This is a genomic window from Streptomyces sp. HUAS TT11 (assembly GCF_051553595.1).
GTDB lineage: Bacteria > Actinomycetota > Actinomycetes > Streptomycetales > Streptomycetaceae > Streptomyces.
In genome coordinates, this window is record NZ_CP196184.1 from 6,148,807 (window position 1) to 6,174,307 (window position 25,501).

The following is a 25,501-nucleotide window of genomic DNA, read 5'->3' on the forward strand; positions in this document are numbered from 1 at the left end:
AGTTGATCGTCTTCGCGGCCTCCGACAAGGGAGGCACGGGCCGCTCCGTCACCAGCGCCAACCTCGCCTACCATCGGGCGCTGGCCGGTGACGACGTGTGCTACCTCGACTTCGACTTCGGATCGCCCACCGCGGCGGCCGTCTTCGACGTCCCCGACGCGCGCCGGACCGCCGAGGACCGGGGCCTGCACTCGTACCTGATCGGCGAGGTGGGCGAGCCCCTCCGTATCGACGTCTGGTCGGACACCGAGCACCGGGTGCTGCGCAACCGGCCTCCCGGCTCCGGCCGCCTGGTGCTGATGCCCGGTGACCTCAGCGGTGGTGAGTTCGCCACCGGTGAGGAGAACCTGCGCCGCTGCGTCGACCTCCTGCTCCGGCTCAACGGCGAGTTCGACCTGATCGTCGTCGACCTCAGCGCCGGCCGCAGCTACGCCGTCGACATGGTGCTCGAGGCCACCTCGAAGCGCGAGATGCGCGGTGTGGACTTCCGCTGGCTCGTCTTCCACCGCTGGACCCGGCAGCATGTGGCGGCCGCGGCGAGCCTGGTCTTCGGTAAGCGCGGCATCGTCGCCGGCGGTGTGGCCCGCGGGCACGACGAGGATGCGCTGCGCGGCGTCATCCGCTTCGTGCGGGCAGCCGTGCCCGATCCCGAGTCCCCGCTGTGGTCGCAGGTCTCGGCCACCCAGTCGGCGTGGATGCGCGAGTGCGACCGCGACCTCAAGCAGATGTCCTCGGCGCTCGGCATCGGCTACACCCAGGTCCTCGGCTCCGTGCCCCTGGAACCCGTACTGCAGTGGCGCGAACAGCTCATCACCGACGAGGACGTGCTCGACAGCCAGATCGCCACCAGGGAGACCTGGGACGCGCTCAGCGACCTGGCCGGCCGGCTGACCGACGACAAGTACTGGGAGCAGGCGTGACGGAAGCCGTGTTCCAGGAGACCACCGCGCAGCCCCGCACGCAGTCCGTACCGCTCTCCCACCTCTCGCTGGAGCTGGGCCACCTCTACATGGAGGACTTCGAGGCGGGCCCCGAGCGGCTGCGCGAGCACTTCGCCGAGGTACGGATCTGGGTGGACGCGGCCCGCGCCGCCGCCGCACGTCGCACGGGCGGCAGGCGGCCCCGCATCAGCACATGCTTCCTCATCGACGACTACTTCACGCGCTTCTCCACCCCCGCCGAACTCGTCCCCGTGGTGCTGGCGGAGGCGGAGCGAGCCGGCCTCGTCATCGACTACCTCGCGCGCGAGTCCGGCTGCGCGGTGGCCGACAAGATCGAGCTGGCCGAATCCGTGATGCACCGCCTCGTCGAGTCGCCGCCGCCGGGCAGCTACGGCTCCCGCCCGCCGGTGAGCGAGACCGGCTGGCTCCCCAACGGCCAGCGGACCCCGACGTCGCGCAGTGCCATGGGCGAGGTCACCGGCTGGCAGCCGCCGCAGGAGACCGCGGCCCGCAACCACTCGGTGTTCATGGACGTCGAGCTGTGGTCGGAGAAGGAGGGGCAGCGCCTGTGGTCCTGCCCGTTCCTCGCCGCCGTCTGGCAGCTGGCCCGCCTCGGCCTGCTGCGCCACCTCGGCGCACCCGTGCTGGCCCCGCGCCCCTGGAACGGCGGCGACTTCCCCCACGACTGGGACCTGCTGCCGCCGTTGCTCCAGCTCAACGCCTCCGCGGCGCCCTTCAGCGCGTACCGGACCTGCACGCTGATGCCGAACCGCTTCCTGGCCGTGGAGGACGCCGTGCGACTCGTCCTCGACCAGGTCGACGTCGACTCCGGCGCTCTGCGGCAGGTCGCGGAGCGTTCCGCCCGTGAGGGGGCCGCGGTGCCGGCTGCGGTCGCGCAGCGCGCCACATACGTCTTCTACGAAGAGCCGACCGACGCCCTGTCCCACGGGGAGACGTGAGATGGCGGCCACCGGGCGGACGGCGCCCGCGGTCCTGGCCTGCGGCGAGACACGTACCTGTCTGCTTCCGTCCTTCCAGGCGCTGGACGGCCGGGCCGCCGCCCAGTTGCTGAGGTTGCGCGCCGACGAACAGGTCAGCGTCTCCGAGCGGCCGAACCTCTACGCGCTCTCCCCGGAGGTACTCACCGGCGTGGACTGCAGGCTGCCCACCGCCAACGGCGCCAAGGTGCGCGCCGTCGGCACGGTGGCCTCCCGGGCCGCGCTCACCGAGGGCCGTGTCCTGCAGGCCGGCGCCTGGTTCAGCGTCCCGGCCGCCGGCCCGGACACACGCCGGCCCTGGGGCCACTATCTGGTACGTCCCGGACTGGTCGAACCCTTCGGGAAGCTTCCCGTGCAGGCAACCGCGCAAGGCGTGCTGCGCGGGAGCGCCCGCGGCGAACTGGACCTCGGGATGATCGCCGAGGGGCTGCTCGCCCAGTTGCTGCGGCATCCGCTGCTCGATCACAAGGCGCCCTTCAAGTCCCGGCGGACCCATCTGCGCTGGGTCGCGCGGCGCTCCCCGGAGGGTGAAGGGGCGTCGCTGGAGCGCTTCACCCTGGCCGAGGACGGGCTGCGGACCGTGGAGTTGCGGCTGCCGGAGGAGACACCGGTCGCCGCGGCCGTGGGTCTGTGCGAGGACCTTGCGCTGCACGACTGGTTGCTGACGACCCTCGTGCACATGCTGGACAACAGCCGGCTGGGTGCCGTGGACGGCCCCTCGGCCGTCCTGGCGCTGCGTCCGGCCGTGGACCATCTGCTGCATCTGTGGATGCCGCAAGCGCACGTGGAACGGACGCTGGGCCGATTGTGGGACGTGCTGGAACGGGAGCCGGGGTTCACTCGCCAGTGGCAGACCCTGGTCCAGCGCATCCGCGACCAACTGGCCGTCCAGGCCATTCCGCTGCTGCACGAGGCGCTGAGCACGCGCTGAGCGGCGGCACGAACGAGACACCGACGGGGGAGGCCGATATGAGCGGAGCATCGACAGGGGACGCCGGGGCCGTGCCGCAGCGGCAGGAGCAGCGCATATCCAAGCTGCTGCGCAAGACGCTGCTCACGGTCGTGGTGGCGGCCGGCACCTATGTGCTGACCAACGTACTGGACCAGGACAAGAACCAGGTGTGGCAGTTGACCGTGTCCGTCGTCCTCGGTGGCGCGGCACTGATCATCCAGTACCTGGTGGAGTTCGAGCAGCGCCTCGAGGCCATGGAGGCGAGTCAGAAGAAGCGCATCCGGGAGATGCGCGACAGTCTGGCCGGCCATCACGAGCAGATGCGCAGGGCGGTCGACGAAAGCTTCGCCAAGATCAACGACGCGACGGAGCTGTTCAGCCAGGTGGACCGTTCGGTGCTGCGCTCGGACGGCGTGACCCGGCTGGCCCGGAAGTACACACAGGTGGGCGAGCACGGTTCGGAACTGGTCAAGACCTTCGCCCAGGAGGAGATCGGCCGGCTCGCCTCGCTGATGGAGAGCCTCAGCAACGGCAGCGCCGACTGTCCGGGCGAGAACCACGACTGGCTGATCGACCTCACCACCTGCGCCAAGAAGACGGTGTACGCCACCAGCACCTCGGTGGACCGCGACTTCTGGTTCAGCGAGCCCGCGAACCGGTATCTGAAGGCGCAGGAGAGGGCGATCAAGCAACGCGGTGTGGTCGTGCGGCGGCTGTTCCTGGTCAGCAGGCCCGAGGATCGCACTTCGAGCCTCGAGCAATTGTGCGAGCGTCATCGCGAGTTCGGCATCGACGCCCGTATCGCGGTGCGCGCGCTGCTTCCGCCGCCCGCGCAGGTGACCCCGCTCAACGACTTCATCGTCTTCGACGGGGAACTGTCCTACGAGACCGAACCGGACGTCGAGGTCATGCCCGCCAAGACGACGCTGAAGATGACCCGGGAGCACGTCGCGGAGCGCATCAACCGCTTCACCGTCCTCTGGGAGGCCACGGAGCCCGCGGACCCGGAGCCCGAACCGCAGCCGACCGTGACATCCGGCTGACCGGCGCGGCCCGGCACATCGCACGGCACGTCACGTGTCGCGGGCGGTCCTCGGGAGCCGTCCGGTGACGCGCGCCGCGCCGTGCGACGCCGAGGCCGGCGTCGCGGTGCCGTTCTCCTCCTTCTCTCCTCGTCTTCGCTTTCTTTCCAGATCTTTAGGGTGAAGCAGCCCCCATCGGAAGCGAGAAAGGTCCGAGAGGGTGACGGATCACCCGTACATCTCGGATGAGTTGCGCCCCATGCTGCCCGCGGGCAGCATGACACCGTCAGCGCAAAGCTGCTGTTCACAGCACATGTGCACTCACTTGGGGTACCGGTGGAACGGATACCCAGGGGGTGGCCCCGCGAGCATCCGGCTCGATTGCGAGGATGGAGATTCCTCGGAGATCCACTTGTGCGGAACCAGCCACAGGCATACCTGAATCAGCAGCAGCAAATGCGCAAATCCGTCCGTCAGGAGGTGTCTCGTGAGCAGCATCGCCGAGTGGCTCGAAGAGAACGTCACAACCGACAAACGCGCACTCGACTGGTACCGGGAGCCCGAGTGCGAACCCCGTATCATCCGCGCCTACCGCCAGCTGCTGAGCGGCTATGAGATCGACACATCGACGATCCTCAAGACCACGGTCGAGATCCAGGGTGAGCATGCAGGCGTGGTCCGCGTCCACGACATCAACTACTACTCGATCTGTGCGCACCACTTCCTGCCCTTCTACGGGAAGGTGGCGGTCTCGTACGTGCCCGGCGACCGGATCCTCGGGCTGGGCAAGTTCCCGCGGCTGGTACAGGCGTTCAGCCGCAGGTTCCAGATCCAGGAGCACCTCGTGAAGGACATCGCCGAGGAGATCATGAACTCGGGCGGTGCGCGCGCGGTGCGGGTGGTCTCGACCGGACGGCACATGTGCATGTGCAGCCGGGGCCCCTCCGACCAGACGGTGATCACCGACACCTCCTACGTCGCCGGTGACAAGGAGCTGTTCTCCCGGTTCGGCCTGGAGGCCTGACGGTCCGCCGGCTCCGGCGCACCGGGTTTCGCGCGGTGGGCATCTGGAAGGGCCCACCGCGCGAGGCCGTGCCGTCCGGCAGCCGGGCCCCTTGACGGGCGCCCGAGACCGTCAGATCCGGAGTTCCGGGAGTGAGGCATGAAGCTGGACTTCGTTCCACCGCGCGCGCTGAACGACGGCGCCGTACACCACTATTGCCTGCGGTGCCACGCCGAGCCGGTGCAGTGGCGCACCGCCGGGGGGCGACGGCACTGCGCGTGCCGGGCCTGCGGCCATGTCGCCGACCGGGCGCTGGTGCTGGATCCCGCGGTCCGCTGGTGGGCCGATGCCGAGGGCGAGTACTGGCACGAGACGGCGGGCGTGTTCGTCCGGGACGTCCGTGGCCGGGTCCTCCTCTTCGACCGAACGGCCTTCCCTTTCGGCCTGACGATTCCCGCCGGGCATGTCGAGTGCGACGAGCAGCCCGACGACGCGGCGGAGCGCGAACTGCGGGAGGAGACCGGCATCGCCGGTCCGCCGCTCGAACACCTGGCCAGGATCCGGGTACCCGGTGACGGCTGCCGCCGCGGGGCCGACGCCCATCTGTGGCACGTCTACCGGACGGCCACCGAGGTGGACGCGGACCTCGCGGTGGACCTCGGCCCGGAGGGCAGTTCGGCCGTATGGCTGACACCCGCCGAGGCGCTGGAGCGTCCGGTCACCCCTGCGGTACGCCGCCTGCTCGAGGACTGCCGGGACGCACTGGTCTCCTCCTGTGCGGCAGGTTGACCCCCGTGGTGCGACCACACGGCGGCGCGGGCGTCCCGATACGGGCCGGGCGCCGGGAGTGGACCGGACTGGCGGTCCTCGCACTGCCGACCATGCTCATCGGCCTCGACATGACCGTGCTGCACCTGGCCGCCCCCCGCATCAGCGAGCGGCTGCACCCGAGCGGCACGCAACTGCTGTGGATCGTCGACATCTACGGCTTCATGGTCGCCGGTTTCCTCGCCACTATGGGCACGCTCGGTGACCGGATCGGGCGCCGCCGGCTGCTGTTGATCGGTGCCGCCGCGTTCGCCGCGGCCTCCGTGCTCGCGGCCTGTTCGTCCGGTGTGGGGATGCTCATCGCCTCGCGGGCCCTGCTGGGGGTCGCCGGGGCCACCCTGATGCCCTCGACCCTCTCCCTGATCAGCAACATGTTCCGCGACCCGGGACAGCGGCGGGTGGCGGTCGCGGTGTGGATGACCAATTTCAGCATCGGCGGGATGATCGGCCCGTTGGTCGGCGGACTGTTCCTGGAGCACTTCTGGTACGGCTCGGTGTTCCTGATGGGCGTGCCGGTCGGAGTGGTCCTGCTCATCGCCGGTCCGCTGCTGCTGCCCGAGTACCGCGATCCGGCGGCCGGCCGGCTGGATCCGGCCAGCGTCGCCCTGTCCATCGCCACGGTGCTGCCGGTGGTCTACGGCTTCAAGCAGATCGCCCAGCACGGTGTCGGCACGGTGCCGCTGATCGGCCTCGCGCTGGGGCTCGGCCTCGGCGCCATATTCGTGCGCAGACAGTTGAGACTCCCCGATCCCATGCTCGACCTCAGACTTTTCACCCGGCCCGCCTTCGGGGTCTCGCTGGGCGGGCTGACCCTGGGGCTCTTCGCGGTGACCGGGATCCAGTTCCTGCTCCTGCAGTACCTCCAGCTGGTGCTGGGACTGTCCCCGCTGGTGACCGGGCTGTGGACGCTGCCCGCGGTGCTGGCGGGCGTGGTGAGCGCGCTCCTCGCACCCTTCGCGGCGGCACGGACGAGTCCGGGACGGGTCATGGCGGGCGGCTTCCTGCTGGCCGTGCCGGGGCTGGCGCTGCTCACCCGGGCGGACACGACGTCCGGGCCGGGCCTCGTCGTCATCGGCTTCGCCGTCATGTCGTTCGGTGTGCAGGCGGCGCTCGCGCTCACCAACGACGTCATCATCAGCAGCGCTCCGCCCGAACGCGCCGGAAACGCTTCGGGTATCGGGGAGACCGGTGCGAACCTGGGCGAGGCGCTGGGCGTGGCCGTCGCCGGATCCGTCGCCGCCGTCGTGTACCGGGCGAAGCTGAGCGGCGACGCCCTGCCGGACGGTGTCGGGCCGGACGCGGCCGGGGCCGCCCGCGCGACCCTCGGCGGTGCCACCGAGGTCGCCGGCCGGCTGCCCGAACGGCTCGGGGGCGACCTCCTCGCGCTGGCCCGGAGGGCGTTCACGGACGGACTGCATGTGGCGGCGCTGGTGAACATCGGCATCCTGCTGGTGCTCACCGCCGCGCACCTGACCCTGCTGCGGCACGAAAAGGCGCACGGGGGTCCCGGAGCCCCTGCACCGGAACGCCGGGAAGCGGTCCCGCGCAGACGCTGGGCCGACGCCGTGGGCCGCGTCACACGTCGCGGCGGTCCACGGCGACCACCGCGACGACGGCCGCCGCGAGCGCCCACGCACCGAACACGATCCAGCCGCCCGTCACCGTCGTCGGATAGCGGGGAGTCAGCGTGAACGGCTGATGCCCGTACTCGACGTCGACGAGGCGGTACCAGGCGTTGAACGGCAGGGCGTTTTTGACGCAGGCCGTCCAGTGGTAGCGCTCGGTGACGAAGGTGGGCAGGAACAGCAGGACGAAGACGTCGACCACCGTGGTCGTCGCGCTGTGCCGGAGCAGAGCGCCCAGACCCAGGCCGGCCAGGGCGCACACCGGCGCGAGCAGCGCCGACGCCACGACCACGCGCAGCGCGCCCGGATGGCCGATCGACACGCCCTGGCCACGTCCGTCGAGGACGGCCTGCGTCAGGATGAAGGAGGCGCCCGCGGTGAAGGCGCCGTACACCGTCATGACGGCCGTCACGACGACCACCTTCGCGGACATCAGCGCGCGCCGGTCCGGGACGGCTGCGAAGGTCGTGCGGACGAGACCCGTCGAGTACTCCCCGACGATGCAGATGGCGCCGATGCTCGACGCCACGAGGACCAGCATCATGGCGGCGCCCTGGGTGAACGCGTCGCGCAGTGCCCAGGAGAGGAAGTGCGTCTGGACGAGGGGGCCGTAGTGCGGATAGCCGACGTAGTCCGCACGGGCCGCGTTGGTGTTGAAGGCGATGATCCCGAGGGCGCCGGCGCCGAGCGCCCAGTGGATGGAGCGCAGCGAGCGGATCTTGATCCACTCCGCGGCGAGCAGGTCGGTGAAACGGGCGGCGGGCAGGGGGAGCGCGGTCGCTGAGGCGGTCATCGGGGCTCTCCGGCGAGGTATTCGACGCTGTCGGCGGTCAGTTCCATGAAGGCGGCTTCCAGAGAGGCGGCCTCGGTGGCCAACTCCCGCAGCATGAAGTGATGTTCGAAGGCGATCTCGCCGATCCGGTCGGAGCTGAGCCCGGTGACCTTCAGCGTCTCGCCGTCGTACGGCGCCACGGCCGCGCCCTCGGCCGACAGCGCGGCGGCCAGCGCCCCGGCGTCGGGCGTGCGCACGGTCACGGTCGGCCGGGTGCCGCGCGCGGCGAACTCGGTGAGGCTCTCGGCCGCGATCAGTTCGCCGCGCCCGATGACGATCAGTTCGTCCGCGGTGTTCTCCATCTCGGACATGAGGTGACTGGAGACGAAGACGGTACGGCCCTCGCCGGCCAGCCTCCGGAACAGTCCGCGGACCCACAGCACGCCCTCCGGATCGAGTCCGTTGAGCGGCTCGTCGAACAGCAGCACCGGTGGATCGCCGAGCAGCGCGGTGGCGATCCCGAGGCGCTGCTTCATGCCCAGCGAGTAGCCGCCGACCCGGCGCCCGGCCGGGGCGCCGGCCAGTCCCACTTCGGCGAGGACCTCGTCCACCCGGCGTGCCGGGATGCGGTTGCCGCGGGCCAGCGCCTGCAGATGCGCCCGCGCGGTCCGCCCGCCGTGCACATCGCCGGCGTCGAGGAGGGCGCCGACGTGACGGAGTGCGCGCGGATGCCGGCGGACGATGTGCCCGTCGACGGTGGCGGCGCCGGAGGTGGGCTCGACCAGGCCGAGCAGCATCCGCAGGGTGGTGGTCTTGCCGGCGCCGTTGGGTCCGAGGAAGCCGGTGACATGGCCGGGGCGGACGGTGAAGGACAGTTGGCGGACGGCGGTGGTCCCGCCGTAGCGTTTGGTGAGACGGTCGACTTCGATCACGGGACCACCGTCGCGCGGCCGGGCGGCGTGGGGCATCGGGCAGCCGACGACATTCACCGCGGGCCGTTGTCGACCGTGGTTGTACGTCCCCGGTCCGATGACCGCCGCCGCGCCGCGCCTCTACGATCGCGCCATGCCCGTCACTGCGCCGCTTCCCCTGGCCAAGCGAGTGTCGCCGCGGACGTGGATCGTGCTCGTCTGGTGCGCGAGCACGCTCTTCACGCTCCTGACCACCTTCAGGCTGCCCGGTGAGACGGAGCCGGAGGAGTGGGGGACGGCCCAGCTGTACCGCTGGGACGGTCTGCTGTTCCACGTGGTCTCCGCCCTGATGGCGCTGTACGGCGCCGTGTCGCTGCGGAGGCGGCCGCTCGCCGCGCTCGCCCTGCTGATCCTGGCCTCGATCTGCGAGGCGGTCACGATCGGGGTGAGCGAACTGCCGATGACGCAGTACCTCGCGCCGATCCTCGCGCTGTACTTCATCGCGGCGGCGGCGCCGCACCGCACCTCGGTCCTGGCTCTGGTCCTGGGGGTCGGTGCGCTGGTCGCGTACATCGCCACACGGCTGCTGTGCGGATGGGCCGTCGGCATGTCGGCGGAACTGGCCGTGGTCCTGGTGTCGGTGATCAGCTGGCTGCTCGGCGACTCGGCACACCAGGCCCGCGTACACGCCGAGCGGCTGAGCGCACAGGCCTCGGCGCAGGCGGTGACGGCCGAACGGCTGCGTATCGCCCGGGAGATGCACGACACGGTGGCCCACAGCATCGGCATCATCGCCCTCCAGGCAGGGGCGGCGGCCCGGGTGACGGCGACTCAGCCGGAGGCGGCGCGCGAGGCGATGCGGGCGGTGGAGACGACGGGCCGTCAGACGCTGGCGGGGCTGCGGCGGATGCTGGTCGCACTCCGTGCGGCCGACGCGGGGCACGGGGACGGCACGGCCGCGGAGGCACGGCCCGCGGGGCTGGCCGACGTGGACCGGCTGGCCGCCGCGACGACCGCGGCGGGCGTACGGGTCGAGGTGAGGTGGCTCGGTGAGCCCCGCCGGCTTCCGCCCGACATCGACCTGTCGGCGTTCCGGATCGTCCAGGAGTCGGTGACGAACGTCGTACGGCACTCGGGGACGCACGCGTGCCGGGTGACCGTGGACTACGGCGAGGACGACATCTCCCTCGAGGTGACGGACGACGGCCGGGGGCACGGCACGTCGACCGACACGGGCTTCGGGCTGGCGGGCATGCGCGAGCGCGTGGCGCTGCTGCACGGCAGGTTCAGCGCCGAACCCCGTCCGGAGGGCGGCTTCCGGGTCGCGGCCCGGCTGCCCGTGCCGGTGTCCGTCCGATGACCGTCCGGGTGGTTCTCGCCGACGATCAGGAGCTGATCCGTACGGCGCTGCGCATGGTGATGGCGGACATCGAGGACATGGACGTGGTCGGGGAGGCGGCCACCGGCGCGGAGGCCGTGGCCCTGACCGGGGAACTCGCCCCGGATGTGGTCGTCATGGACATCCGTATGCCGGAGATGGACGGCATAGAGGCGACGCGCCGCATCACCGCCGGGTCCACGGACACCCGGATCGTGGTCCTGACGACCTTCGACGACGACGACCACGTGTACGGGGCGCTGCGCGCCGGTGCGTCGGGCTTCCTGGTGAAGGACATGGCGCTGGACGACATCATCGGCGCGGTACGGGTGGTGGCGGCGGGCGACGCACTGATCGCCCCCGGTGTGACGCGCCGGCTGATCCAGCACTTCGCTGCGCGTCCCGGGCCGGCACGCGGACGCCGGGAACTGCGGGGCATCACGGACCGGGAACGGGAGGTCCTCACCCTGGTCGGCACCGGCCTGTCCAACGCGGAGATCGCCGCCGAACTGTGCATCAGCGTGGCGACCGCGAAGACGTATCTGACCCGTCTGCTGACCAAACTGGACGCGCGGGACCGCGTGCAGTTGGTCATCACCGCGTACGAGGCGGGGCTGGTGTCGGTGGCGGGCTGACGTCGTCGGACGCACTCCGCCCATGCCGCCGGGCCGGTGATCCGGTCACTCCCGTGGTACACGCGTTCCCGGTCCGCCCGGGCCCAATACCCCTTTGCGCTTGCGCACTCGCCGGGCGCAGGCACCTGCCGAGTGTATATGCAGAGCGTCATCAGGGTGATGCGAAGAGTAAAAACAGGGTGGGCCGGGCAGCAGGCTGGCTGCAGTACACGTACCACTCGGGGGACGACATTCGGCGTGCTGCGCCGAAGAGGCGGAGGAGCAGTGAGGGAATCGCGGGCGGCGCTCGCAGACGCACGGACCGTGGTGCCGTCGCTCCGGCTCGACCCGGCGGGTCCCGCGCGCGGGATTCCCCGTCCGCCCGCCGAACCGGGCGGCCGCCGCGTCGACTTCGCCGCCCGGCGGGTGGCGGCCATGCGCGCACGGCGGGCCGCGGAGGCGTGATGGAGAGGCCGCCGATCGGTTCGTACGCCGTCGACGTCCGCACCGGGCGGGTGGGCGTGGTGATGGGACACGAGGGTCCGTACGTCCAGCTCAGACCGTACGGCGGGGGCAAGGAATGGGACGTGGAGCCGGAGGCGGTGCGCAGTGCGACCCAGGCGGAGCGGCTGAGGGCCGCGACCGCGTACGCGAACGCCCGCAGTCGGGGCGAGGTCTCTTGAGGCGGCTCGGGCCGCTGCTCCCGCGCAGGGCATGACGTGGCGCCCAGAGGCACGGTCCGGTCAGGCCCGACGCGGTGGAGGAAGCGGCGGGCAGAGCGCCGGTGGCCCGCCCGGTCCACGCGGTGCCGGCTGTGGACGGTGCCGTCGAGCGCGCCGGCCGGCGGTGACCGGGACGCCTCACGGACCGCCCGTCACCCCCGCGCGGCTCGGCGACGACGCGGCGGGCAGAGCGCCGGTGGCCCGCCCGGTGCCGCGCGGTGCCGGCTGTGGACGGTGCCGTCGAGCGCGCCGGCCGGCGGCGACCGGGACGCCTCACGGACCGCCCGTCACCCGCGCGCGGCTCGGCGACGACGCGGCACGGCGGTGACCGGGCGGCCGGGGGGAGAGCGCCTCGTGGGAGATCGGGCCGCCCGGCGACCCGGCGGGCACCGGCTGCCGGGCACGGGCCCGACGGCTCCCGGGTATCTCGCCGCCGGCCCGGGACGCGGCCCCGTGCGCCGACTTCACCCGCCGGGGCGCCGGCCGCGAAGAGCCGGCCCACCACGATGCCGCGCAGGCCGTCGCCGAGGTGCGTCCGCCCGTCCTGCTCGACCCGGCGGACCGGTCCCGGTCGCGGGAAACCGGCTCCGACGGACGGCATGCACCACCCCGGCCACGCGCGCCGACGCCGTACGCGAGAATGGCCGCATGAGTCTGTTCCGCGACGACGGCATCGTGCTGCGCACCCAGAAGCTGGGTGAGGCGGACCGGATCATCACGCTGCTCACCCGAGGTCACGGGCGCGTGCGCGCCGTGGCACGCGGAGTGCGGCGGACCAAGTCGAAGTTCGGGGCCCGGCTGGAGCCCTTCTCGCATGTGGACGTGCAGTTCTTCGCGCGCGGCAGCGAACTGGTGGGGCGCGGGCTGCCGCTGTGCACGCAGAGCGAGACCATCGCTCCCTACGGGGGCGGGATCGTGACGGACTACGCGCGCTACACGGCCGGGACCGCCATGCTGGAGACCGCCGAGCGGTTCACCGATCACGAGGGCGAGCCGGCGGTGCAGCAGTATCTGCTGCTCGTCGGGGGTCTCAGGACTCTCGCCCGCGGTGAGCACGCGCCGCATCTCGTCCTCGACGCCTTTCTGCTGCGTTCCCTCGCCGTCAACGGCTACGCGCCCAGCTTCAGCGCCTGCGCGAAGTGCGGCATGCCCGGGCCGAACCGGTTCTTCTCGGTGGGCTCGGGCGGGGTCGTCTGCGGCGACTGCCGGGTGCCCGGCAGCGTCGTACCCTCACCGGGGGCCCTCGAACTGCTCGGCGCGCTGCTGACGGGAGACTGGGAGACCGCGGACGTGTGCGAGCCGCGGTACGTCCGGGAGGGCAGCGGACTGGTGTCGGCGTACCTGCACTGGCACCTGGAGCGCGGACTGCGTTCGCTCCGGTACGTGGAACAGTAGAGCGATCTGAGATCGAGGGAGACGAGAAGCACATGGCTGTACGCGGGTTCCTGGGGCGGCAGCGCCGCGAGGTCAAGACGCCGGAGCCGCACCCGTCCGGGGCCCGGCCGCCGAAGATCCCGGGTGAGCTGGTCCCGAATCATGTGGCGATCGTCATGGACGGGAACGGCCGGTGGGCCAAGGAACGGGGCCTGCCGCGCACCGAGGGGCACAAGGTCGGCGCCGAGCGGGTGCTGGACGTGCTGCAGGGCGCGATCGAGATGGGCGTCGGCAACATCTCCCTGTACGCCTTCTCCACCGAGAACTGGAAGCGGTCGCCCGACGAGGTGCGCTTCCTGATGAACTTCAACCGCGACTTCATCCGCAAGACCCGGGACCAGCTCGACGAACTCGGTGTCCGGGTGCGCTGGGTGGGCCGGATGCCCAGGCTGTGGAAGTCCGTGGCCAAGGAGCTCCAGGTCGCCCAGGAGCAGACCAAGGGCAACGATCTGCTGACGCTGTACTTCTGCATGAACTACGGCGGGCGGGCCGAGATCGCGGACGCGGCGCAGGCGATGGCCGAGGCCGTGCGGCAGGGCACGCTCGACCCGGCCAAGATCACGGAGAAGACCCTGGCGAAGCACATGTACTTCCCGGACATGCCCGACGTGGACCTGTTCCTGCGGCCGAGCGGCGAGCAGCGCACCTCCAACTTCCTCCTCTGGCAGAGCGCCTACGCCGAGATGGTCTTCCAGGACGTGCTGTGGCCGGACTTCGACCGGCGTCACCTGTGGCGGGCGTGCCTGGAGTTCGCCTCCCGCGACCGCCGCTTCGGCGGCGCCATCCCGAACGAGGAACTGCTGGCCATGGAGGGCAGGCAGGAGTAGCCCGCCCGCTGCCCGTCAGGGGCGTGCCACGCGGTGGGGACAGCGCCGGTGTCGCGTTCGGGGTGCGGTTCGCCGTGCGACGGGCGCGGCTGTCCCCGGCGCCCCGCGCATCCGCGGGCCGGCTGCCGTGGGTTGGACGGTCCGCGCCCATCTCGACTCGCGCAGGGCGTGGGACGGTTGCGGCAGTGGCGCCGGGGCCGGTCGCCGCCGCGTGCCGCGCGGCCCCGACCGGGCCGGTACCCGTGCGGTGGTGGTGCTCGTCGACCGGGGCACACACGCCCCGCAGGACGTGGAGCGGTCGCGCACCCCGCCGGACGGCGGACCGTCCCGGATCCGAGTCCCGCTCAGCCCTGGGCGGCCGCGGCGCAGTCCGCGCACGTGCCGAAGATCTCCACCGTGTGGGCGACGTTGACGTACCCGTGCTCCGCGGCGATCGCCTCGGCCCACTTCTCCACCGCGGGGCCCTCGACCTCTACGGCCTTGCCGCAGATCCGGCAGACCAGATGGTGGTGGTGCTCGCCCGTCGAGCACCGGCGGTAGACGGACTCCCCGTCGGAGGTGCGCAGGACGTCGACCTCACCGGCGTCGGCGAGGGACTGCAACGTGCGGTAGACCGTCGTCAGGCCCACCGAGTCGCCCTTGTGCTTCAGCATGTCGTGAAGCTCCTGCGCACTGCGGAACTCGTCGACCTCGTCGAGCGCCGCAGCCACGGCGGCACGCTGGCGAGTGGATCGTCCCTGTACGGGCTGGCCGGCGGTCGTCACCGTTGCCTCCTTCGTGATGGCTCGCTCGCCTACGGGGCGCCTTGAGTCGCTGCCGGGACCGCGGCGCCCCTTCGGCTCTCGCACGGCTCACGTCTGCGCCTTGCCGGGCCATTGTGCCAGCCCGGCCCGTGCCCGGTCAGGCTCCGACCTCCTCCGCGGCCCCCCGGGTGGCCGGAATCGCGCACTCCACGGGGTCCCCGGCGGAGTGCGCGGCGGCGGACGCACGGGCGCGGCGGCGGGCCAGGGGAGTGGCCAGCGCCGTCAGGACGACGAACGCGGCGATCGTCAGCAGCACGATCGTCGCGCCGGGCGGAACGTCCTGGTAGTACGACGTGACGGTGCCGCCGAGGGTCACGGTCACGCCGATGGCCACGGCGATCGCGAAGGTGGCCGCGAAGCTGCGGCCCAGCTGCTGCGCCGCGGCCACCGGGACGACCATCAGGGCCGAGACCAGGAGCAGGCCCACCACCCGCATCGCGACCGTCACCGTCACCGCCGCCGTGATCGCCGTCAGCAGGTTCAGCGCGCGCACCGGCAGGCCCGTGACCCGTGCGAACTCCTCGTCCTGGCTGACCGCGAAGAGCTGGCGGCGCAGGCCCAGGGTGACCAGGACGACGAAGGCCGCCAGCAGGCAGATCGCCACGACGTCCGACTGCGAGACCGTCGAGAGCGAGCCGAACAGATACGACGTCAGATTGGCGTTGGAGCCACCCGGCGCGAGGTTGATGAACATCACGCCGCCGGCCATGCCGCCGTAGAAGAGCATGGCGAGCGCGACGTCGCCGCGCGTCCTGCCGTACCAGCGGATCAGCTCCATCAGGATCGAGCCGAGGACGGAGACGGCCGTCGCCATCCACACCGGGGAGGTGGAGAGGAGGAAGCCGAGTCCGACGCCCGTCATCGCCACATGGCCGATGCCGTCGCCCATCAGGGCCTGGCGGCGCTGCACGAGGTAGATGCCGACGGCCGGCGCGGTGATGCCGACCAGCACGGCGGCGAGCAGTGCCCGCTGCATGAAGGCGTAGTCCAGGAAGTCCATCAGCTCAGCAGTCCCGTACGGCTCGGTGCGGCGCCCGCCGCATGCGGGTGCACATGGTCGTGACCGGGCAGGGCGTGCTGGCCGACGGCCTTCGGAGGCGGTCCGTCGTGCAGCACACAGCCGTCGCGCAGGACGACGGCCCGGTCGATCAGCGGTTCGAGGGGGCCCAGCTCGTGCAGCACCAGCAGCACGGTGGCACCCGCGTTCACCTGGTCCCGCAGCGTCCTGGCCAGCACCTCCTGGCTCGTCAGGTCCACGCCCGCCATCGGCTCGTCCATGATCAGCACCTCGGGCTCGGAGGCCAGCGCCCGGGCGATCAGCACCCGCTGGTGCTGGCCCCCGGAGAGCGCGTCGACGGAGTCCTTGGCGCGGTCCGCCAGGCCGACCATGTCCAGGGCCCGTCGTACGGCCTCGTGGTCGGCCTTGCGCAGAACTCCGAAACGGGTCCGGGAGAGCCGGCCGGAGGAGACCACCTCGGTCACCGTGGCGGGCACGCCGCCCGCGGCCGTGGTGCGCTGCGGGACGTACCCGACCCGCCGCCAGTCGCGGAAGCGGCGCAGCGGGGTGCCGAACAGCTCGATCTCGCCGGCGCTCGGCGGCACCTGCCCGATGATGCTGCGCACGACCGTCGACTTGCCCGAGCCGTTCGCCCCGAGCAGCGCGACGACCTCACCGCGGTGCACGGCGAGGTCGATGCCGCGCAGAACGGGGCGCGAGCCGAGGTCGGCGCGGATGCCGCGCAGGGTGATGAGGGGCTCGGTCATACCGTCCTCCATGACGATCACTTGGCGCCCAGGGCCGTCTGCAGCGCCTTGAGGTTCGCCTCCTGGACCGCGAAGTAGTCCTTGCCGCGCGACTTCGGCGTGATGCCCTCGATCGGGTCGAGGACATCGGTCTTGAGGTGCGCGTCCTGGGCGATGGTCCTGGCGGTCTTGTCGCTGACGAGCGTCTCGTAGAAGACCGTCGTGACGCCGTCGGCCTTCGCCATCGTCTCGAGGTCCCGGACGCGGGCGGCGCTGGGCTCGGACTCGGGGTCCAGACCGTTGATGGCCTCCTCGGTGAGGCCGTAGCGCTCGGCGAGGTAGCCGAAGGCGGCGTGTGTGGTGACGAAGACCTTGCCCGCGGTGTTCCGCAGCCCGGACGCGAACCGCGCGTCGAGGTCGTCGAGCTTCTTGACCAGGGCGTCCGTGTTCGCCCTGTAGGTGTCCGCGTGCTTCGGGTCCGCCTTCTCGAAGGCCGTGCCGACACCCTTGGCGACCGCGGCGTAGCGCACCGGGTCGAGCCAGATGTGAGGGTCCTTGCCGCCCGGTTCCTCCCCTTCGTGGGAGTCGTGGGCGGCCGCGTGCCCGCCGACCTCGTTGCCGTGCTCCTCGAGGGTGGTCAGGGAGGCGGCGTCGATCTTGGTCCCGATCTCGGACTGGGCCACCGCCTCGTCGACGGAGGGCTGGAGGTTCTTGAGGTAGAGCACCGCGTCGGACTCCTGGAGCTGCGCGGTCTGCTTGGCGCTGATCTCCAGGTCGTGCGGCTCCTGACCGGGCTGGGTCAGACTGGTCACGTGGACGTACTTCCCGCCGATCTGCTCGGCGAGGAAGGCCATGGGATAGAACGAGGCGACGACGTCGAACTTTCCGGTGCCCCCGGCCGCGGTGCTCGAGGAGCAGGCGGAGGTCGCTGCGAGGGTCAGTGCGGCGACCCCGGTCAGGGCGGTCACGGGTATCAGGCGTCGGCGTACGTTCATGACAGTCATTTTCATCAAATATGGAAACCGTTGTCAATAAGTTCTCGGGGCTTGGACCGGGCCGACCCGGGGACCGGCTTCAGGGCCCGTACCGATTTGATTGGAGGGGAGCCCCCGCCGGTAACCTGAAGCATTCGCTCTGAAGCAATGCTCTGAAGCAGTCGCTTCGTCGCCCGTCGTCGTAATGAAGAGAGCACCGTGGCCGCCGACAAGATCGACACCATCGTCAGCCTGAGCAAGCGCCGTGGCTTCGTATTCCCCTGCAGCGAGATCTACGGCGGCCAGCGCGCCGCCTGGGACTACGGACCGCTGGGTGTCGAGCTCAAGGAGAACATCAAGCGCCAGTGGTGGCGCTACATGGTGACGTCGCGCGAGGACGTCGTCGGTATCGACTCGTCGGTGATCCTGGCGACCGAGGTCTGGGTGGCCTCCGGACACGTCGCCACCTTCACCGACCCGCTCACCGAGTGCACCTCCTGTCACAAGCGTTTCCGCGCCGACCACCTGGAAGAGGCGTACGAGGCCAAGCACGGCCGCCAGCCGGAGAACGGCCTCGCGGACATCAACTGCCCGAACTGCGGCAACAAGGGCATGTTCACCGAGCCCAAGCAGTTCTCGGGTCTGCTCTCCACCCACCTCGGTCCGACGCAGGACAGCGGCTCGATCGCGTACCTGCGCCCCGAGACCGCCCAGGGCATCTTCACCAACTTCGCCCAGGTCCAGCAGACCTCGCGCCGCAAGCCGCCGTTCGGTATCGCGCAGATGGGCAAGTCGTTCCGCAACGAGATCACGCCGGGCAACTTCATCTTCCGCACCCGCGAGTTCGAGCAGATGGAGATGGAGTTCTTCGTCAAGCCGGGCGAGGACGAGAAGTGGCAGGAGTACTGGATGCAGGAGCGCTGGAACTGGTACACGGGCCTCGGTCTGCGCGAGGAGAACATGCGCTGGTACGAGCACCCGAAGGAGAAGCTCTCCCACTACTCCAAGCGCACGGCCGACATCGAGTACCGCTTCCAGTTCGGCGGCTCCGAGTGGGGCGAGCTCGAGGGTGTCGCCAACCGCACCGACTACGACCTGGGCGCCCACTCCAAGGCCTCCGGTCAGGACCTGTCCTACTTCGACCAGGAGGCGAGCGAGCGCTGGACGCCGTTCGTCATCGAGCCCGCGGCCGGTGTCGGCCGCGCGATGCTGGCGTTCCTGCTCGACGCCTACGTCGAGGACGAGGCGCCGAACGCCAAGGGCAAGATGGAGAAGCGCACGGTGCTGCGCCTGGACCACCGCCTGGCGCCCGTGAAGGTCGCGGTGCTCCCGCTGTCCCGCAACCCGGAGCTGTCCCCGAAGGCCAAGGGCCTGGCGCAGGCGCTGCGCGGGCACTGGAACATCGAATTCGACGACGCGGGCGCCATCGGCCGCCGGTACCGCCGTCAGGACGAGATCGGCACGCCGTACTGCGTGACGGTCGACTTCGACACGCTCGAGGACAACGCGGTGACCGTGCGCGAGCGTGACTCGATGAAGCAGGAGCGCGTGTCCCTCGACCAGATCGAGGGCTACCTCGCGGGCCGCCTCGTCGGCTGCTAGTCGCCACCCGAACGCCGGGCGGGCCGGATCGATCCGGCCCGCCCGGCGTTTTCGGCAGGGTCCCGGCAGGGGGCCCGCTCCGGGACCGCGGTGCGTCCGTCGGGGGTTCCCCGCCGACCCGACGTGCGCGGCCCGGCCGTCAGCGGCCCTGCAGGGACTTCACGTTGTCACCGAAGGTCCAGTTCTTGGCGCCGTCCCAGTTGATCGACCAGGTCATCAGGCCCTTGAGCGAGGTGCCGTAGTGGCGCCAGGCCTGGGAGACCAGCGCCGGTGACATATAGCCGCCGCCCGCCCCCGACTGGGCGGCCAGGCCCGGTACCTGCTTGTCGTACGGGACCTTCACCGTGGTGCCCTGTACGACCAGTCCCTTGTTCAGGCAGTCCGTCTGCGCGGTGAAGCCCGCCACGGTGCCCGCCGCGTACGAGTCGCCGGAGCAGCCGTACATGCTGCCGTTGTAGTACTGCATGTTCAGCCACCACAGCCGGCCGTTGTCCGCGTACTTCTTGACGATCGGCAGATAGGCACCCCAGATCGAGCCGTAGGTGATGCTGCCGCCGGTGACGTAGGCCGTCTCCGGGGCCATCGTCAGACCGAAGTTCGACGGCATCTGCGCCAGCACTCCGTCGATGATGCGGATCAGGTTGGCCTGGGACGTGGAGAGCCGGCCGATGTCGCCGCTGCCGACCAGGCCCGTCTCGATGTCGATGTCGATGCCGTCGAAGTTGTACTTCTTCAGGATCGGCACGATCGTCGAGACGAACCGGTCGGCGACCGCCGTGGAGCTGAGGTCGATGCCCGCCGCCGCGCCGCCGATCGACAGCAGGATCGTCCGTCCCGCGGCCTTCGCCGCGCACATCTCCGCCGGGGTGGCCACCTTCACCCCCGCGTCCATGCCGTCCTCCCACAGCGCGGTGCCGTCGGAGCGGATGACCGGGAACGCCGCGTTGATCACGTTGTAACCGTGGGTGGCGATACGCGAGTCGGTGATCGGGGTCCAGCCGAAGGGTGGGTGGACGCCGTTGGCCGCGCCGTCCCAGTTCTCCCAGTAGCCCTGGAGGACCTTGCCGGGCGGGCGCGACTTCACGGCGCAGGTGTCGGCCGCGGATGCGGCGGGGGCGGTGGCGATCGACAGTGGTGCGAGAACGGCCGCGGTGAGCGCGGCGGCGAGCAGGCGCAGCCTGTGGCGGATCATGCGAGGCCTCCCGGTGGGGGTGCGGTGAGGTGTCGTAGGCATGACAGTGCTCGTGGTCCAGACCTCTCGTCAATAGGTCTGGACCAGATCGGCCGCAGACGTATCGCTTCGTGTAACAGGTGACAGATGACAGATATTGAAATCTGTCATCTGTCATGCGAGGCTGGAGTCAGACGTCCTGAAACGGATACCCCTGAAACGGATACCAAGGAGTTCCTCATGCACACCCGCACCCTCGGCACCACCGGTCCCCGGGTCTCCGCCCTCGGCCTCGGCACCATGGGCATGTCCGCGATGTACGGCGAGGCCGACCGGGCCGAGTCCGTCGCCACCGTCCATGCCGCCCTCGAAGCGGGCGTGACCCTGCTCGACACCGGTGACTTCTACGCCATGGGCCACAACGAGATGCTGGTCGGCGAGGCGCTGCGCACCGCGCCCGCGGCACGCCGCGAACAGGCGCTGGTCAGCGTGAAGTTCGGTGCCCTGCGGGATCCCGGCGGCAGCTGGCTCGGCTACGACGGCCGTCCCGCCGCCGTGAAGAACTTCGCCTCGTACTCGCTCCAGCGCCTCGGCGTCGACCACATCGACATCTACCGGATCGCGCGCCTCGACCCCGCCGTGCCGATCGAGGAGACGGTCGGTGCGATCGCCGAGCTGGTGGAGAAGGGGTACGTCCGGCACATCGGGCTCAGCGAGGTCGGCGCCGACACCGTCCGCCGGGCCGCGGCCACCGCCCCGATCTCCGATCTCCAGATCGAGTACTCGCTCATCTCACGCGGCATCGAGGAGCACATCCTGCCCACCACACGCGAACTGGGGATCGGTGTCACGGCCTACGGTGTGCTGTCCCGTGGCCTGATCTCCGGCCACTACACCCGGGACCGGCAGCTGGCCTCCAACGACTTCCGCTCCTTCTCGCCCCGGTTCCAGGGCGAGAACCTCGACCACAACCTCGGTCTGGTGGAGGCCCTGCGGAAGATCGCCGGCCAGAAGGGCGTGAGCGTCGCACAGCTCGCGATCGCCTGGGTCCTCTCGCGCGGCGAGGACATCGTCCCGCTGGTCGGCGCCCGCACCCGCGAGCGCCTGTCGGAGGCGCTCGGCGCGACCGCCGTGACCCTGGAGGAGGCCGATCTGGCGGCGATCGAGGCGGCCGTGCCGTCGGACGCGGCGGCCGGTGACCGCTACCCCGCGGCCCAGATGACCCACCTCGACAGCGAGCGCTGACACCGGCCCCGGGTACCGTCTCGACCATGGCACCGACCACCGAGACCCTGACCGCCGAGCGCATCCTCGAAGCGACCGAGGAGGTGCTGCGCCGCCACGGCCCCGCCAAGGCCACCGTGGTCGACGTGGCCCGTGCGCTCGGTGTCAGCCACGGCAGTGTGTACCGCCACTTCCGTACCAAGGCGGCACTGCGGGAGGCGGTCACCAAGAGGTGGCTGGACCGTACGGCGCTCAGGCTCTCCGCGATCGTCGGTCAGGACCGCCCGCCGGAGACGCTGCTGCGGGAGTGGCTGGAGGCCCTGTTCGACGCCAAGCGCCGCAAGGCCGGTGACGACCCCGAGCTGTTCGCCACGTTCAGCGTGCTCACCGACGAGAACAGCGGCGTGGTCGATCAGCACATCGCGGACCTCACCGCCCAGCTCACCGAGATCGTCCGCAACGGCGTCGCGCGCGGCGCGTTCACGGCGAGCGACCCCGCTCTCGCGGCCCGTGCCGTCTTCCAGGCGACGGGCCGTTTCCACGATCCCGCCTATGCGAGCCGATGGCTGCAGCCCTCTGTGCGGACCGAGTTCGATGCGGTGGTCGACCTCCTGCTGAGGGGGCTGCGGGCGGCCGACCACCCCGCTGGCTAGGCCACGCAGAACTCATTGCCCTCGGGGTCCCGCATGACCGTCCAGCGGCCCGCCGGGCCCTTGTCGACCTCCTCGACCCGGGCCGCGCCCAGGGACTCCAGGCGCACGACCGTCGCGTCCCGGCCGTCCGGGCCGGAGTGCACGTCGATGTGCAGACGGTTCTTCGCCGTCTTGGACTCGGGGACGTCCTGGAACAGGACGCGCCGGCCGTGGCCGATGCCCGTCTCCGCGTCGTACGGGTCCAGGGGGTGCCGAATCGCCGCGAAGCCCCGGAAGACGCGGATGCCGTTGTGCTCGGCGACCGCCTCCTCCGGCAGCCGGCCGGCTGCCAGCAGACGGGAGATCAGAGCGCTGTTGTCCTCCACCTCGTAGCCCAGCGCCATCGCCCAGAAGTCCGCGAGGGCGGTGGCGTTGCGCGTGTCGACGACCAGTTTCCAGTCCAGAGCTGCCATGCGACCAGTTCTATCGTCGCCGGCTTGCACCGGGGGCCCGGAGCCGGAAACCGTCTCCCGCGGGCGACCGGGTGTCCCCCGGGCACTGGCTACTCGTCCGCGGGATCCACGGTCGCCTGGTGCGCCTCGGCGAGGTGTTCCTCCGCCTTGAGCCACGGAAGGAACTGCGCGCTCTTGCGCCAGCCGCACGTGTCGCACCTGATCGTGCGCTGCGCCCCGGTCCGCTGGACCCGCACGACGTGTTCCCGCCCGTGCTGGTCCCAGCGGCTGACCTTGCTCGTGTTGATCTGCAGCATGACGCCTCCAGGAAGTACCTGTCCGCTTGCGCAGCAAGGAGTGTGCAGCAACTGGAAGATCAATGGGGGTTCTTGAACGACGACTTGACGCGGCGCGTCAGCCGATCGTCCGCGGCAGGCGCAGACTCAGGGCGATCGTCAGGGCGATCCCGGCCAACTGGACCAGGAGCGTGATCACCAGCGCGTCCCGCATCCCCAGGCCCGGCACCAGGGCCAGGAACAGGGAACCGAGCGTCGCGACGCCCAGCGCCAGCGCCGACTGCTGGGTGGTGATCATGACGCCGCCGCCGACGCCCGCCCGGGCCGGCGGCACCTCCGACAGGACGAGCCGCAGGACGACCGGGAGCTGGAGCGCCTGGCCCGCACCGGCCACCGCCGCGCCCGGCAGCAGCTCCAGCACGCCCAGATGCGGCCAGGCGCGCCAGGCCGCGAGCACCATCAGGGTCACGCCGACCGCCTGGACCGCACCGCCGGCGCTGACCACCCGGGTGCCGAAGCGGGCCACCAGCCGCGGTCCGCACAGCGACACCACGAAGAACGCCACCGCCATCGGCGTCAGTGCCAGACCCGCCGAGACCGGACCGAGCCCGGCGCCCTGCTGGAGCGCCACCGCGATCACGAACATGAATCCGCTGAAGCCGATCGAGAACGGCACGATCATCACCAGTCCGCGGCGCAGCGACATCAGCGCGAACAGACTGGGCGGCACCAGCGGCGTACGGCCGTGCCGGTCCGCGCGGCGCTCCACCGCGTAGAACGCCCAGGCCGCGAACGGGAAGACGGCGAGCGCGAGCCAGGTCCACAGCGGCCAGCCGGCCGCGCGGCCCTCGGTGAGCGGAGCGAGGAGGGTGACCAGCGCCACGGCGAGCAGCACGGTGCCGGGGCCGTCCACCGGCTCGGGGTGCTGGGAGCGGGTCTCCGGCACGGTCCGTGCGGCGAGGAACAGGCCGACGACGACGACCGGGACGTTGACGAGGAAGACCGAGCGCCAGCCGGTGCCCGCGATGTCCGCGGCCACGAGCACACCACCGAGGATCTGCCCGGCCACCATGGAGAGTCCGGCCGTGGCTCCGTACAGGCCCATCGCCTTGGCGCGGCGCGGGCCGCTGGTCGCCGACTGGATCGTGGCGAGCACCTGGGGGAGCATCGCCGCGGCCGCCGCGCCCTGCGCGACACGTGCCGCGACCAGCGTCCACGCGTCGGGCGCGAGTCCGCACGCCAGCGAGGTCACGCCGAAGGCCGCCATACCGCCCAGGAAGAACTCGCGGCGCCCGAAGAGGTCGCCCAGCCGTCCGCCGAGGACGAGCAGGACGGCGTACGAGAGCCCGTACCCGGCGACGACGAGTTCGAGGACGGCCTCGCTCGCGTGCAGGTCCCTGCCCATCGTCGGGAGGGCGACGTTGACGATGAAGAAGTCGATGAGCGGCAGTGCCGCCGCCAGCAGCACCGTGAAGAGTCCGAGCCCGCTCAGCCCCGGTGCCGTCACCGGCGAGCGGGCGGTACGGGAGGTCAGGGTCGAAGACAGTGATTCGGTCACGCCGTCGAGCCTCCGTCGACCCTCAGCGTGGTACCAGAGTGTCCTTATCCTGGTACAAGCACTACCTGGCAACAGGGTCGGGGGCACGGCAGGCTGAGGACATGGCGACCATGGTGCAGGAGACGGCGACAAGCCGGAAGACCGGGGACCGCAGGCTTCACGAGACACCGGCGTCCGAGGTGCGGCGGCACGAACTGGCCGCCTTCCTGCGGCACCGGCGCGAGCACATCACCCCCGAACAGCTCGGGCTGCCCCGCGGCAGGCGCCGCCGTACCCCCGGGCTGCGGCGGGAGGAGGTCGCGCACCTCTCCGCGGTCGGTGTCACCTGGTACACCTGGCTGGAGCAGGCCCGGGACATCCAGGTCTCCGTCCAGGTCCTCGACGCCCTCGCCCGCACCCTCCTGCTCGACGCCAGCGAGCGGGCCCATCTGTTCAATCTGGCCGGGGCCGTCGACCCCGCCCCCGGCTCGCACTGCTCGTCCGTCACGGACGCCCAGCGCATTGTGCTCGACCAGTTGGAGCCGCTGCCGGCCTGCATCACCAACAGCCGGTACGACATCCTCGCCTACAACCGCACATACGGGCTGCTGATGTGCGATCTGGACGCCGTCCCTCCGATGGACCGCAACTGCATGGTGCTCTGCTACACCAACCCGGACTGGCAGGCGGCGACCGTCGATCTCGAGGGCGCCATGCGCCTGATGGCCGCCAAGTTCCGCGCCAATATGGCCGAACACCTGGGCGAGCCCGCATGGAAGATCCTGCTCAAGCGGCTGATGACCGAGTCCGCCGAGTTCCGCGAGGCCTGGGAGCGGCACGAGGTGGTGCGATCCCTGACCAAGCGCAAGCAGTTCCTCAACGCCCATGTGGGCCATCTGAACCTGGACCACACGGACCTGTGGCTCGGCCCGCACAACGGGGCGCGCATGGTGACGTACGCGCCGGCCGACGAGGAGTCGCGCAGGAGGCTCGAGCAGCTCCGGACCATTGCCCTCGGGCGGGGGCGCGCGGCGGCCTGA

Annotated in this window: 27 protein-coding genes; 17 read left to right on the plus strand and 10 right to left on the minus strand. The window is 71.0% G+C overall.

Annotated features, from left to right (window positions below; all coding sequences use genetic code 11):
* Positions 1 to 2 precede the first annotated feature (2 nt).
* From ACSHXN_RS27345 to ACSHXN_RS27375, 7 genes are all read left to right on the plus strand, one after another.
* The gene (locus ACSHXN_RS27345) at positions 3 to 920 is read left to right on the plus strand and encodes an SCO2523 family variant P-loop protein (protein WP_355139425.1); all 918 of its coding nucleotides are present in this window, start codon (positions 3 to 5) and stop codon (positions 918 to 920) included.
* Positions 917 to 1,900, plus strand: coding sequence for an SCO2522 family protein (locus tag ACSHXN_RS27350; protein ID WP_355139427.1), 984 nt, complete (start codon positions 917 to 919; stop codon positions 1,898 to 1,900). Before ACSHXN_RS27345 ends, ACSHXN_RS27350 begins: the two co-directional genes overlap by 4 nt.
* Position 1,901: 1 nt before the next feature.
* On the plus strand, positions 1,902 to 2,870 hold the full coding sequence (locus ACSHXN_RS27355; RefSeq protein ID WP_438303930.1) for an SCO2521 family protein: 969 nt from the start codon (positions 1,902 to 1,904) through the stop codon (positions 2,868 to 2,870).
* Between the two features lie 38 nt (positions 2,871 to 2,908).
* Positions 2,909 to 3,934, plus strand: a complete 1,026-nt coding sequence (locus ACSHXN_RS27360; protein WP_355139431.1) for a DUF6879 family protein — start codon at positions 2,909 to 2,911, stop codon at positions 3,932 to 3,934.
* A 466-nt stretch (positions 3,935 to 4,400) separates the two neighbouring features.
* Entirely contained in the window at positions 4,401 to 4,937 is a 537-nt protein-coding gene (gene folE / locus ACSHXN_RS27365; RefSeq protein WP_355139433.1) for a GTP cyclohydrolase I, read from the plus strand.
* 138 nt (positions 4,938 to 5,075) lie between these two features.
* Positions 5,076 to 5,705, plus strand: coding sequence for an NUDIX hydrolase (locus ACSHXN_RS27370; protein WP_355139435.1), 630 nt, complete (start codon positions 5,076 to 5,078; stop codon positions 5,703 to 5,705).
* Between the two features lie 5 nt (positions 5,706 to 5,710).
* Positions 5,711 to 7,435 (plus strand): MFS transporter, encoded by a 1,725-nt coding sequence (locus ACSHXN_RS27375; RefSeq protein WP_355139437.1) that lies wholly within the window; start codon positions 5,711 to 5,713, stop codon positions 7,433 to 7,435.
* Here the strand turns inward: ACSHXN_RS27375 and ACSHXN_RS27380 are convergent.
* Both ACSHXN_RS27380 and ACSHXN_RS27385 read right to left on the minus strand, forming a co-directional pair.
* Complete coding sequence (locus tag ACSHXN_RS27380) at positions 7,320 to 8,162, minus strand: ABC transporter permease (protein ID WP_383353739.1); 843 nt, start codon at positions 8,160 to 8,162, stop codon at positions 7,320 to 7,322. The genes ACSHXN_RS27375 and ACSHXN_RS27380 overlap by 116 nt on opposite strands.
* A complete protein-coding gene (locus tag ACSHXN_RS27385; protein ID WP_355139441.1) occupies positions 8,159 to 9,073 on the minus strand; it encodes an ABC transporter ATP-binding protein in 915 nt (304 codons plus the stop codon). The genes ACSHXN_RS27380 and ACSHXN_RS27385 overlap by 4 nt, the downstream gene beginning before the upstream one ends.
* A gap of 133 nt (positions 9,074 to 9,206) precedes the next feature.
* On the opposite strand from ACSHXN_RS27385, the gene ACSHXN_RS27390 reads away from it, so the two are divergent.
* The 6 genes from ACSHXN_RS27390 (at position 9,207) to ACSHXN_RS27415 (ending at position 14,027) form a co-directional block, all read left to right on the plus strand.
* Positions 9,207 to 10,412 (plus strand): sensor histidine kinase, encoded by a 1,206-nt coding sequence (locus tag ACSHXN_RS27390; protein WP_356293455.1) that lies wholly within the window; start codon positions 9,207 to 9,209, stop codon positions 10,410 to 10,412.
* Positions 10,409 to 11,065 carry a response regulator gene (locus ACSHXN_RS27395; RefSeq protein WP_059131491.1) on the plus strand — a complete coding sequence of 219 codons (657 nt, stop codon included), beginning with the start codon at positions 10,409 to 10,411 and terminating at the stop codon, positions 11,063 to 11,065. Before ACSHXN_RS27390 ends, ACSHXN_RS27395 begins: the two co-directional genes overlap by 4 nt.
* A 264-nt stretch (positions 11,066 to 11,329) precedes the next feature.
* Positions 11,330 to 11,509 (plus strand): hypothetical protein, encoded by a 180-nt coding sequence (locus ACSHXN_RS27400; RefSeq protein WP_356114930.1) that lies wholly within the window; start codon positions 11,330 to 11,332, stop codon positions 11,507 to 11,509.
* The gene (locus ACSHXN_RS27405) at positions 11,509 to 11,727 is read left to right on the plus strand and encodes a hypothetical protein (RefSeq protein ID WP_355139447.1); all 219 of its coding nucleotides are present in this window, start codon (positions 11,509 to 11,511) and stop codon (positions 11,725 to 11,727) included. The genes ACSHXN_RS27400 and ACSHXN_RS27405 overlap by 1 nt, the downstream gene beginning before the upstream one ends.
* 687 nt (positions 11,728 to 12,414) lie before the next feature.
* Positions 12,415 to 13,161 carry a DNA repair protein RecO gene (gene recO, locus ACSHXN_RS27410; protein ID WP_355139449.1) on the plus strand — a complete coding sequence of 249 codons (747 nt, stop codon included), beginning with the start codon at positions 12,415 to 12,417 and terminating at the stop codon, positions 13,159 to 13,161.
* A gap of 32 nt (positions 13,162 to 13,193) precedes the next feature.
* Complete coding sequence (locus tag ACSHXN_RS27415) at positions 13,194 to 14,027, plus strand: isoprenyl transferase (RefSeq protein WP_355139451.1); 834 nt, start codon at positions 13,194 to 13,196, stop codon at positions 14,025 to 14,027.
* Positions 14,028 to 14,371: 344 nt separating this feature from the next.
* Here the strand turns inward: ACSHXN_RS27415 and ACSHXN_RS27420 are convergent, their stop codons facing one another.
* From ACSHXN_RS27420 to ACSHXN_RS27435, 4 genes are all read right to left on the minus strand, one after another.
* Complete coding sequence (locus ACSHXN_RS27420) at positions 14,372 to 14,791, minus strand: Fur family transcriptional regulator (RefSeq protein WP_355139453.1); 420 nt, start codon at positions 14,789 to 14,791, stop codon at positions 14,372 to 14,374.
* Positions 14,792 to 14,927: 136 nt separating this feature from the next.
* A complete protein-coding gene (locus ACSHXN_RS27425) occupies positions 14,928 to 15,830 on the minus strand; it encodes a metal ABC transporter permease (RefSeq protein ID WP_355139455.1) in 903 nt (300 codons plus the stop codon).
* Entirely contained in the window at positions 15,830 to 16,594 is a 765-nt protein-coding gene (locus tag ACSHXN_RS27430; protein ID WP_355139457.1) for a metal ABC transporter ATP-binding protein, read from the minus strand. Before ACSHXN_RS27430 ends, ACSHXN_RS27425 begins: the two co-directional genes overlap by 1 nt.
* A gap of 17 nt (positions 16,595 to 16,611) precedes the next feature.
* Positions 16,612 to 17,568, minus strand: a complete 957-nt coding sequence (locus ACSHXN_RS27435; RefSeq protein WP_355803599.1) for a metal ABC transporter substrate-binding protein — start codon at positions 17,566 to 17,568, stop codon at positions 16,612 to 16,614.
* Positions 17,569 to 17,766: 198 nt separating this feature from the next.
* Between ACSHXN_RS27435 and ACSHXN_RS27440 the strand changes: the two genes are divergently transcribed.
* A complete protein-coding gene (locus ACSHXN_RS27440) occupies positions 17,767 to 19,149 on the plus strand; it encodes a glycine--tRNA ligase (protein ID WP_355139461.1) in 1,383 nt (460 codons plus the stop codon).
* A gap of 139 nt (positions 19,150 to 19,288) precedes the next feature.
* On the opposite strand, the gene ACSHXN_RS27445 is transcribed toward ACSHXN_RS27440, so the two are convergent.
* Complete coding sequence (locus tag ACSHXN_RS27445) at positions 19,289 to 20,341, minus strand: chitinase (protein ID WP_438303938.1); 1,053 nt, start codon at positions 20,339 to 20,341, stop codon at positions 19,289 to 19,291.
* 219 nt (positions 20,342 to 20,560) lie between these two features.
* Here ACSHXN_RS27445 and ACSHXN_RS27450 point away from each other — a divergent pair, with 219 nt between their 5' ends.
* Positions 20,561 to 21,565, plus strand: coding sequence for an aldo/keto reductase (locus tag ACSHXN_RS27450; RefSeq protein ID WP_438303940.1), 1,005 nt, complete (start codon positions 20,561 to 20,563; stop codon positions 21,563 to 21,565).
* A 26-nt stretch (positions 21,566 to 21,591) separates the two neighbouring features.
* The gene (locus ACSHXN_RS27455) at positions 21,592 to 22,197 is read left to right on the plus strand and encodes a TetR family transcriptional regulator (protein WP_355135096.1); all 606 of its coding nucleotides are present in this window, start codon (positions 21,592 to 21,594) and stop codon (positions 22,195 to 22,197) included.
* On the opposite strand, the gene ACSHXN_RS27460 is transcribed toward ACSHXN_RS27455, so the two are convergent.
* From ACSHXN_RS27460 to ACSHXN_RS27470, 3 genes are all read right to left on the minus strand, one after another.
* A complete protein-coding gene (locus ACSHXN_RS27460; RefSeq protein WP_355135094.1) occupies positions 22,194 to 22,649 on the minus strand; it encodes a VOC family protein in 456 nt (151 codons plus the stop codon). The two genes, ACSHXN_RS27455 and ACSHXN_RS27460, sit on opposite strands and share 4 nt — an antisense overlap.
* Before the next feature lie 89 nt (positions 22,650 to 22,738).
* Positions 22,739 to 22,945, minus strand: a complete 207-nt coding sequence (locus ACSHXN_RS27465; protein WP_355135092.1) for a hypothetical protein — start codon at positions 22,943 to 22,945, stop codon at positions 22,739 to 22,741.
* Positions 22,946 to 23,042: 97 nt separating this feature from the next.
* Positions 23,043 to 24,470 (minus strand): MFS transporter, encoded by a 1,428-nt coding sequence (locus tag ACSHXN_RS27470; protein WP_359449276.1) that lies wholly within the window; start codon positions 24,468 to 24,470, stop codon positions 23,043 to 23,045.
* A gap of 113 nt (positions 24,471 to 24,583) precedes the next feature.
* On the opposite strand from ACSHXN_RS27470, the gene ACSHXN_RS27475 reads away from it, so the two are divergent.
* Positions 24,584 to 25,501, plus strand: a complete 918-nt coding sequence (locus tag ACSHXN_RS27475; RefSeq protein WP_383353755.1) for a helix-turn-helix transcriptional regulator — start codon at positions 24,584 to 24,586, stop codon at positions 25,499 to 25,501.